The sequence below is a fragment of the Pyxidicoccus trucidator genome (assembly GCF_010894435.1).
GTDB lineage: Bacteria > Myxococcota > Myxococcia > Myxococcales > Myxococcaceae > Myxococcus > Myxococcus trucidator.
Map to the genome: position 1 here is coordinate 1 of NZ_JAAIXZ010000077.1, position 662 is coordinate 662.

Sequence of the window (662 nt, forward strand, 5' to 3'; positions counted from 1 at the left end):
GGAAGTGGCCCAGCAGCCGGGCCGGGGTGTGCGCTTCGAACAGCTCGGTGCTGTACTCCAGCGTGCCGCTCAGTCCCTGGGGCGTCTCGGTGAAGATGACGCTCAGGTCGAACTTGGCCGTCTGGCCCTCGAATTCAAGGGGGGAGAGCGTCAGGTGGGGAAGCCGCAGCGGGCCCATGGGCACGTTCTGCAGTGCCAGCAGGGATTGGAAGAGAGGGGTGTGGCTGAGGCTGCGCCCGAGCTGCAGCGTCTCCACCAGCTTCTCGAAGGGGACCGCCTGGTACTCATACGCCTGCAGCACGGTGTCTCGCACCCGCCGCAGCAAGCCGCGGAAGCCCTCGTCGGCGTGGACGTGGGAGCGCAAGACGAGGGTGTTGACGAAGAAGCCGATGAGCGGCTCCGTCTCCGAGTGGGTGCGGCCGGCAATGGGGGAGCCGACGCTGATGTCGTCCTGGCCGGAGTAGCGCGCGAGCAGCGCCTGCCAGCCGGCCAGCAGCACCATGAAGAGCGAAGCGCCTTCCTGGTGGGCCAGTGACTTGAGGCCGTCGAGGAGCGGGCGCGGGAAGGTGAAGCCGAGAGAAGCGCCCGCGCCGCCGCGCACGGCGGGGCGGGGCTTGTCGGTGGGCAGCTCGAGGGTGGGGGCGCCGTGGAGCTGCTGGCGC

General features: G+C 69.8%; 1 protein-coding gene. It reads right to left on the reverse strand.

The window, feature by feature from the left end:
- A partial coding sequence (locus tag G4D85_RS48475; RefSeq protein ID WP_240359954.1) for a condensation domain-containing protein occupies positions 1 to 662 on the reverse strand: 662 nt, incomplete at both ends.